The following is a 7,830-nucleotide window of genomic DNA, read 5'->3' as shown; positions in this document are numbered from 1 at the left end:
GACTCGCCCCGGCGGGCGACCTACTTTTCTTTGCTTCGCCAAAGAAAAGTAGGCAAAAGAAAGGCGACCCCACTGTCTGCGACCCCTTCGCTGCGCTACGGGGCAACCTGCGGTGCTCGCGTTTCGCGGGGTCTCGCCCAAACTCGCTTCGCTCAGACAAGGGCGAGCCCTGATCCGCGAAACGCTGCGCTCCTCGGCGCAGCCAGAGGGGAGGGGAGACGCCCGGGCCTTTGCTTCGCTCGGCCACCAAGGCACGGCAGCGCTTCGCGCCTGCCGTGCTTGGAATGGGGCGGAAGGGGTGTTGGGGTTGCGTGCGTTGTTGGCGTCGTCGGAATTGGTTCTGACCTTGAATCCCCGCCCGAGCGAAGCGAAGGCCGATTCAGGCTGTTCAAAAAAGCCGAGCGCAGCGATGGCGCGGATCGCTCCCTTCTGGCTGCGCCGAGGAGCGCAGACGTAGGAGGGATAAGGGCCGCAGCTGTTTGAGCGAAGCGAGTTCTGCGGACCCCCTCCTACGTCGAGCACCGCAGGTTGCCCGTAGCGAAGCGAAGGGACGCAGACAGTAGGGTCGCCTTTCTTTTGCCTACGTTTCTTTGGCGAAGCAAAGAAAAGTAGGTCGGCCGCCGGGCCGAGACCCGGCCCCGGAAACCAACCCCACCAAAAACGCCAAATCCCAAAGTGCACCTCCCCCGTGCAAGACGCACCACAACAAGGGTATTTCCGTACCCACTGGCTCCATCCCCACCCCATTGCTGGCACTTCCTGGCCGCAGACGTTAAGTGCAAAGTCCCCGAAGATTCACCCTCAAGGAGAAACCCGATGACCATGTCCCGCCGTCTCCCCCTCCAGCTAGCCATCCTGGCCACCACCCTCGCAGCCCTGTACGGCACGAGTGCCCACGCACAGCAAGCCAAGGAAGTCACCTTCGCCCACCAGGACATGCTGGTCCCACTGCGCCTGGTCATGGAATCCGGCGAGGTAGAAAAAGCCACGGGCTACAAGATCAACTGGCGCATGTTCGCGGGCGGCGGCGACGTGATCCGCGCGATGGCTTCGGGCGACGTGCAGATGGGCGAGACCGGCTCCAGCCCGCTCACGGCCGCGGCCAGCCAGGGGCAGGACATCAAGCTGTTCTGGATCTCCGCCGACATCGCGAATGCGGAAGCATTGGTGGCACGCAACGGCACCAACATCAACAGCATCAAGGACCTGGCCGGCAAGAAGGTGGCCACGCCCTTCGTGTCGACGGCGCACTACCAGCTCATGGCTGGCATGAAGATGGACGGCGTCGATGCCAAGAGCGTGAACGTGATGAACATGCGCCCGCCCGAGATCGCGGCGGCCTGGGAGCGTGGCGACATCGACGCGACCTTCATCTGGGACCCGGTGCTGTCGAAGATCAAGGCCAGCGGCAAGACCATCGCCACGTCGGGCAGCATCGGCAAGCGCGGCGCACCGACCTTCGAGGGCATCGTGGTCAACGCCAAGTGGGCGGCGGCCAACGAGCCTTTCATGGTGGCCTTCGTGAAGGCGCTGAACCGCGCGAACGAAGAGTACAAGGCCACCGGCAAGAGCTGGACGCCCGATTCACCCCAGACCAAGGCCATGGCCAAGTGGACCAAGGCCGATCCGAAGGACGTGGGGGCTGCGATGGCTCTGTACACGTTCCCGACGATGGCGGAGCAGGTTTCGCCGACCTGGCTGGGTGGCGGTGCCGCGAAAGCGATGGCCAATACGGCCGCCTTCCTGAAGGAGCAGGGGCGGGTGCAGGAGGTGAAGCCTGACTACAGCGCGTTCGTTACCACTGCTTATGTCGAGAAGGCGATGGGGAAGTAATTTGTTCGCGGGTGGATCACGCCGACGGGGTGCCTTGCTCCGCGAATGTCCCCCGGCCTGCGGCCTCCTCCTCTATTTCGCTGCGCAAGGCACCCCATCGGCGTGATCGTTCAGGGCACTTGTTGATCGGCCGCAAACCAGCAGCATGCCCAGTGCACGGGGCGCCGGGTGCTCCCCGCAGCGAAATAAAGCAGGAGGGGCGTAGCCCCGGGGGACATTCGCGGAGGGGAGTACCCGGTGGCCTGTGCGCCCCCCCGAACGAACAACGACAGCAAGCAATCAGACAGCAACCCGCATTGGAGAACTGAATGCCCACGCTAGACATCCGCGACCTCACGGTCAACTACGCCGTCAAGGGCGGCACGCTGCAGGCGCTGGCCCCCGTCAACCTCACGATGCACGACGGCGACTTCGTCGTCGCACTCGGTGCCTCGGGCTGCGGCAAGACCACACTGCTCAACAGCATCGCGGGCTTCCTGCCGCCTTCGACCGGCGAGATCCTGCTCGACGGCAAACCCGTGGTCGGCCCTGGCGCCGACCGTGGCGTGGTGTTCCAGAAGCATGCGCTGATGCCCTGGCTCAACGTGCGCGACAACGTGGCGCTGGGGCTGCGGCTGGGCGGCATGGGCAAGGCGGAGCGCGACCGCATAGCGGAAGAAAAACTCGGTCTCGTCGGCCTGCAGAAATACGCCGACCGCGCTGTGTACGAACTGTCCGGCGGCATGCAGCAACGTGTGGGCATCGCGCGTGCGCTTGCCAGCGACCCCGCCGTACTGCTCATGGACGAGCCCATGGGCGCGCTCGATGCGTTCACGCGCGAGCAGGTACAGGAAATTCTTCTGCACGCCTGGTCCAAGTCGAACAAGATGGTGTTCTTCATCACGCACTCGGTGGAAGAGGCGCTGTTCCTGGCCACGCGGCTCATCGTGATGAGCCCGAGCCCGGGGCGCATCTCGCACGTCTACGACAACGTGCCGTTCTCACGCCAGTACCTGTCGCACGGCGATTCGCGCAAGGTGAAATCGGAACCCGAGTTCATCCGCATGCGCGAAGAAGTGCTGTCCATCATTCATCACCGCGAGGCCGCCCATGCATGAGGTCGTCACCGTAGCATCGCCCAGTGCCGTCATGACGCAACCGCCGCCGTCCAAGCCTGCCGCGCCGCCTGTTCCCGCGGCCGGCGCCAAGCTCAAGACCAGCGCCTTCAAGGTGCCGGGCGAGGGATCGAGCGTGACCATCAGCGTGGTCACGGTCGTGGCGCTGGTGGCACTGTGGTTCATCGTCACCAACATGGGCTGGGTCAAGCCGCTCTTTTTGCCCACGCCGCAGGCCGTGTTCCAGCAGTTCTACGAATACCTTACCGGCCAGGCCAACGACAAGCCGCTGTGGCAGCACTTCCTGGCGAGCATGTTCCGCGTGTTCTCTGCCTTCTTCCTGGCCTGCGCCACGGCCATTCCGGTGGGCATCGCGATGGGCATGAGCCGCTTCTGGCGCGGCATCTTCGATCCGCCGCTGGAGTTCTACCGGCCGCTGCCTCCGTTGGCCTACCTGCCGCTCATCATCATCTGGTTCGGCATCGACGAGCTGCCGAAGGTGCTGCTGATCTTCCTGAGTTGCTTCGCGCCGCTGGCGCTGGCCGCGCGCTCGGGCATGCGCAGCGCGTCGCAGGAGCAGATCAACGCTGCGTATTCGATGGGCGCGAGCTACATGCAGGTGATACGCCACGTGATCCTGCCCTCGGCGCTGCCCGACATCCTCGTGGGCATGCGCATCGCCATCGGCTTCGGCTGGACCACGCTGGTGGCCGCCGAGATGGTGGCGGCCAACATGGGGCTGGGTCAGATGGTGCTGAACGCGTCGAACTTCCTGCGCACCGACATCGTGATCATGGGCATCATCGTCATCGGCGTGGTGGCTTATCTTTTCGACCTGCTGATGCGGTGGCTCGAACGCCGGCTTGTGCCTTGGAAAGGGCGCATGTGACCGGTGGCGGCGGTGCCACCGTCACGGGCATCGGGGGCGGCAGCGCAGGGCCTTCGGTGAGCGCGTCCATCGACTGTTCGAGGTAGTCCAGCATCGCGCGCATCGCGGCGCTGTTGTGGCGGCGCTGCGAGTACGCCGCGTACAGCCAGTGCTCGCGCGGCATGTGCTCGCGCAGCACCGGCACCAGCGCACCGCGCTCCAGGTGCGACTGCGCCAGCGGCTCCGGCACATAGGCCACGCCCACGCCGCGCAGCGCCAGCTCGATGAGCGCAACGGCATCGTTGGCCTCCATGCGGCTGTGCACCGACACCTCGTACGGATCGCCATTGGTCTCGAAGGGCAGGTTGGTCGTCTGCTTGGCCGAGAAGCTCAGCACGTCGTGGCGGCTCAGGTCTTCGGGCACCTGCGGCATGCCGCGTTGCGCCCAGTACGAAGGCGCGGCGCACACCACCATGTCGAACTGCACGAGGCGGCGCACGATCAGGTTCATGTCGTCGATGCGACCGCCGGTCAGGTGGATGTCGATGCCTTCCTCGATCAGGTCGAGGTCGTCGTTGGTGAACACCAGGCTCACGTACACGTCGGGGTAGAGCTTGATGAACCCCGCGATCACGTCGGAGAGCCAGCCGGCGATGAGCCCGTGTGGCGCGCTCATGCGCAGCCGCCCGCGTGGATGCGAGCCGTGCGCCTGCAGGTCGTTCAGCGTGTTCTCGGCCATCGTCACCAGCTGCGTGCTGCGCTCCAGCAGCACCTGCCCGGCGTCGGTGAGGCTCAGCGAGCGCGTGGAGCGGTTGAGCAGCCGCACGCCGCTGCGGGTTTCGAGCTCCGCCACGTAGCGGCTCACCGTGGCTTTCGACATGCCCAGCGAGATCGCCGCCCGGGAAAAGCTGCGCCGGAAGGCGACTTCGCGAAATGTTTTGATGAGGTCCAGACCGTCCATGGTGGGCGGATTGTTCCAGCTTCCGGGATGAGGCCGTCGGGTGTAGGGGCATCGCCGGTTTCGGGCTGATGCGATGAATACCTCCGTGGCTATACTGCGCCCCGTCACGTCATAAAAAGGCGTGATCGGGATTGGTCTCCCGAAGCATCTCTGCGACGCAAGCCGCAGTCACTCCCGCAGGGTCTGCGGCTTCGTCATTCGTGCCTCCAGTTTTTGGCGGCTCGACGGGCGGGCGCAAGCCCGGCCGGTTCTCGCAAGAGGTGCCCGGTAGACCAACCCGTCGAGCTGCCGCCCTCGATTGGTCTCGGGAGCGGTGGTTTCTGCAAACCGCACCTCTTGGAGGCCATTGATGGCTGCATCTCCCCGCGCGTCCGCGCGTGTCTCTTCATTCCCTGAATCTCCAGAATCCACCGGCGTCGAATCGCTCACGCTGCAGGCCTGCGACGACATCGACAGTCTTCACGAGGTGAGGCAAGCGTATGCGGGCCTCGAAAAGCTCATCGTGCCCCAGCAGGTCGGTGATACGGAAGAGGTCTGCCCGAACCGGTCCGAACTCAGCGCGCTGGTGCGGGTTGTCAACGAAGAACTGCGCAGGCGCATCGAAGCGGCCGAGAACACGCTGCAGTTGCTGCGTGTTGCCGTGCTTGCTAGATGAGCCCCCTGGTCGCAGCCTTCAGCGTCGCGGCCGCACGGGTCGTGCACCCGAGCTTCTGGAACACGCGCTCGACATGAGTGCGCACCGTGCTCGGGCTGATTCCCAGCACACGGGCGACTTCCTTCGTGTTGTGGCCCTGGCTGATGCAGCGCAGGACTTCGAGTTCGCGCTGGGAAAGGGAGGCGTCGACTTGTGCCGGCGCAACGGGCTTTGAGGCGCTGCCCGGCAGAACGCATGCCAGCAGCGCCGTGACGACTTCCTGGTCGAAGCGGCCTGCCTTGGCATCTTCCTTCATGCAGTCGAGCGCCTGCGCCTCCGTGAGTTCCGGTCGCCACGGGCGGCGGGTGCGGTGCGATTGCCACTGCTCGGCCGCGGCGACGATCTGCCCCTCCAGCGGCATCGCCGAGCCCGAGCGGCCTCGGAAGTGGCCCGAGCCGTCACGCCGCTCGAAGGCGAAGGATGCGATTTCCGCCTCGGCCGCGAGGCCGTCGATCTGACCGGCGGCGCGGGAAGTCCAATACGGCACGAGCCGCACGCGCTCCAGCGACGATGCCGGCAGTGGCTCGGGCGCATTCCATATCGCGTTGGGAACGGCCGCCCGGCCGATGCCGTGGATCAGGCCGGCCTTGTACGCAAGGTGGCACGTGGCTTCGTCGAGGCCGAGCCGTGCGCTGCAGTCGCGTGCCAGTTGGGCCACGCGGCGCGAATAGCCCGTCATCCATGGCAGCTTCAGGTCGATCACGTCGCCGACCAGTTCCAGGCCCATGCGTCGAAGCATCGACGCAGGCTGATCCGCGGGCTCGGTCCATGGCGCGACGGGGGAGTCCAGTTCCTTCATCCATGTTGCAGCACAGGGTGCGCTCGCGTCGACGAGGAAGGCCGGGTAGAGGCTGCCCGCGCGTCCGCGCGCCACGGTGAGCGCTTCATCGATCCCGTAGAGACGGCCGAAGATTTCCAGATCGCTCGCCAGCGCCACGACATAGGTCGCGAGCGGAACTTCTTCGCCCTGAAGCACGCCGGGCACGCCGCTGCCGTCGTAAGCCTCGAACACGGCGCGCAGCGCGGCTTCGGTCTCGCGGCTCAGCCCCAGCGTGTTCGCGATGTCGCCGGCAATTTCGCAATGGATGTCGGCCATGGCCAGCACCGCATCGGGCACCGGCCCGCTGATGTGCGGCCGGCGCATGCGGGGTGCCCGCGATGCGAGCAGGGCCTGCCGGCCCTGCACGTCGTCTTCGAGGAAATCGGCGAACTCCTGCGCATTGGCGGTGCAGCCCGACCAGCGCAACAGCGCGACATGCCGCACGGCCTCGACCTGCGACGCGTCGCACCCGGCCCCGGCTGCGATCTTCCCGGCGAGCCAGGCCGTGCGCAGCGAGTGGTCGGTCGGCTGGCCCATGCTCAGGTCGCCGATGAACGCCAGCGCGCGGACTGCGTCGAAAACGGTGATGGTCGTCGTGTCGTCGGACATGGGGCAGGCGTGGATCGCGGCGGCGGGTACTCAGCATCTCACAGTTCCCTGGGGCCCTGTCGGTCATCCGACGGATACCGCGTGAGGCGGGAAGGGAAAAGAATGACCGCGTCCGTGCCGTTCACTCGATGGACGGCGATCTTCTCTTTCTTTCTTTTTTTCTTCTATTCGTTCATCACCATGTCCGACGCCTTGAAAACCGAATCCCGGCGAGCCGCCTGGCTGCGCAATTACTACCTCGTCCGTGCCGCCTTCTCGTTCGCATGGGTCGCGGCGGTCTTTACCGTCGCGAAGCAGTCGCCCGCCTTGGCGACCGTGCTGCTGATCGTCTATCCCGCGTGGGATGCGTTCGCCAACCTGCTGGACGTGAGGATGACAGGCGGTGCGAAAGCCAATGCCACGCAGCTGCTCAACATCTGGATCAGCGCGCTGGTCACGCTGGCTGTTGCGAGCTCCCTCTTGTTCAAGCTGCACATCGCTCTGGCGATCTTCGGGGCCTGGGCGATCGTCGCAGGCCTGCTGCAACTGGCCACGGCCGTTCGCCGTCGCAAGGACAACGGAGGGCAGTGGGTGATGATGCTGAGCGGGGCGCAGTCTGCGCTGGCTGGTGGGTTCTTTGTGGCGCAGCAGGGTAGTGGTGCGCCTGTGCTTCAGACCATTGGGGGGTATGCGGCGGTGGGGGCGGCGTACTTCTTGATTTCGGGGGTGATGGTTCTGGTTCGGGAGACCCGCCACGTCAGAATAGTTGTCGCCTCCTTAGAACCCAAAGAAAGGATTCGAAGTGGCGAGATATTCCCAAGGCTTCAAGAGGAAGGCTGTCGCAAGGCTGCTCGCACCGGAGTGCGCGCCGCTGGAAGTGGTGGCCGACGAGACTGGTATTGGCGTCGAGACGCTGGAGCGCTGGCGCGATGAACAGCAGACCATGCCCGCCCGAGGGCGGGCATGGTCTGC

Annotated in this window: 7 protein-coding genes; 5 read left to right on the top strand and 2 right to left on the bottom strand. The window is 65.4% G+C overall.

Annotated elements, in window-relative coordinates:
- Nucleotides 1-816 precede the first annotated feature (816 nt).
- From tauA to QMO14_RS31995, 3 genes are all read left to right on the top strand, one after another.
- Nucleotides 817-1,833, top strand: a complete 1,017-nt coding sequence (gene tauA / locus QMO14_RS32005) for a taurine ABC transporter substrate-binding protein (RefSeq protein ID WP_301512099.1) — start codon at nt 817-819, stop codon at nt 1,831-1,833.
- Nucleotides 1,834-2,141: 308 nt separating this feature from the next.
- Complete coding sequence (locus tag QMO14_RS32000; protein WP_301512098.1) at nt 2,142-2,930, top strand: taurine ABC transporter ATP-binding protein; 789 nt, start codon at nt 2,142-2,144, stop codon at nt 2,928-2,930.
- A 31-nt stretch (nt 2,931-2,961) separates the two neighbouring features.
- Nucleotides 2,962-3,816, top strand: a complete 855-nt coding sequence (locus QMO14_RS31995; RefSeq protein WP_301512100.1) for an ABC transporter permease subunit — start codon at nt 2,962-2,964, stop codon at nt 3,814-3,816.
- Here the strand turns inward: QMO14_RS31995 and QMO14_RS31990 are convergent.
- Nucleotides 3,734-4,756, bottom strand: a complete 1,023-nt coding sequence (locus QMO14_RS31990) for a LysR family transcriptional regulator (RefSeq protein ID WP_301512097.1) — start codon at nt 4,754-4,756, stop codon at nt 3,734-3,736. The genes QMO14_RS31995 and QMO14_RS31990 overlap by 83 nt on opposite strands.
- A 349-nt stretch (nt 4,757-5,105) precedes the next feature.
- On the opposite strand from QMO14_RS31990, the gene QMO14_RS31985 reads away from it, so the two are divergent.
- Nucleotides 5,106-5,411 carry a hypothetical protein gene (locus QMO14_RS31985; protein ID WP_301512095.1) on the top strand — a complete coding sequence of 102 codons (306 nt, stop codon included), beginning with the start codon at nt 5,106-5,108 and terminating at the stop codon, nt 5,409-5,411.
- On the opposite strand, the gene QMO14_RS31980 is transcribed toward QMO14_RS31985, so the two are convergent.
- On the bottom strand, nt 5,404-6,879 hold the full coding sequence (locus QMO14_RS31980) for an HD domain-containing phosphohydrolase (protein ID WP_301512094.1): 1,476 nt from the start codon (nt 6,877-6,879) through the stop codon (nt 5,404-5,406). The genes QMO14_RS31985 and QMO14_RS31980 overlap by 8 nt on opposite strands.
- A 102-nt stretch (nt 6,880-6,981) precedes the next feature.
- On the opposite strand from QMO14_RS31980, the gene QMO14_RS31975 reads away from it, so the two are divergent.
- Nucleotides 6,982-7,791, top strand: a complete 810-nt coding sequence (locus QMO14_RS31975; protein ID WP_367618189.1) for a DUF308 domain-containing protein — start codon at nt 6,982-6,984, stop codon at nt 7,789-7,791.
- The last annotated feature ends 39 nt before the right edge of the window (nt 7,792-7,830 follow it).

Source organism: Variovorax sp. CAN15, assembly GCF_030462475.1.
GTDB lineage: Bacteria > Pseudomonadota > Gammaproteobacteria > Burkholderiales > Burkholderiaceae_C > Variovorax.
This window is presented reverse-complemented; position numbering and strand designations above follow the sequence as displayed.

Bases quoted from the DNA above. Each gene is read 5' to 3' on its own strand.
- QMO14_RS31980 (WP_301512094.1), bottom strand. From the start codon at position 6,879: ATGTCCGACGACACGACGACCATCACCGTTTTCGACGCAGTCCGCGCG.
- tauA (WP_301512099.1), top strand. From the start codon at position 817: ATGACCATGTCCCGCCGTCTCCCCCTCCAGCTAGCCATCCTGGCCACC.
- QMO14_RS31995 (WP_301512100.1), top strand. From the start codon at position 2,962: ATGACGCAACCGCCGCCGTCCAAGCCTGCCGCGCCGCCTGTTCCCGCG.
- QMO14_RS31975 (WP_367618189.1), top strand. From the start codon at position 6,982: ATGACCGCGTCCGTGCCGTTCACTCGATGGACGGCGATCTTCTCTTTC.
- QMO14_RS31990 (WP_301512097.1), bottom strand. From the start codon at position 4,756: ATGGACGGTCTGGACCTCATCAAAACATTTCGCGAAGTCGCCTTCCGG.
- QMO14_RS32000 (WP_301512098.1), top strand. From the start codon at position 2,142: ATGCCCACGCTAGACATCCGCGACCTCACGGTCAACTACGCCGTCAAG.
- QMO14_RS31985 (WP_301512095.1), top strand. From the start codon at position 5,106: ATGGCTGCATCTCCCCGCGCGTCCGCGCGTGTCTCTTCATTCCCTGAA.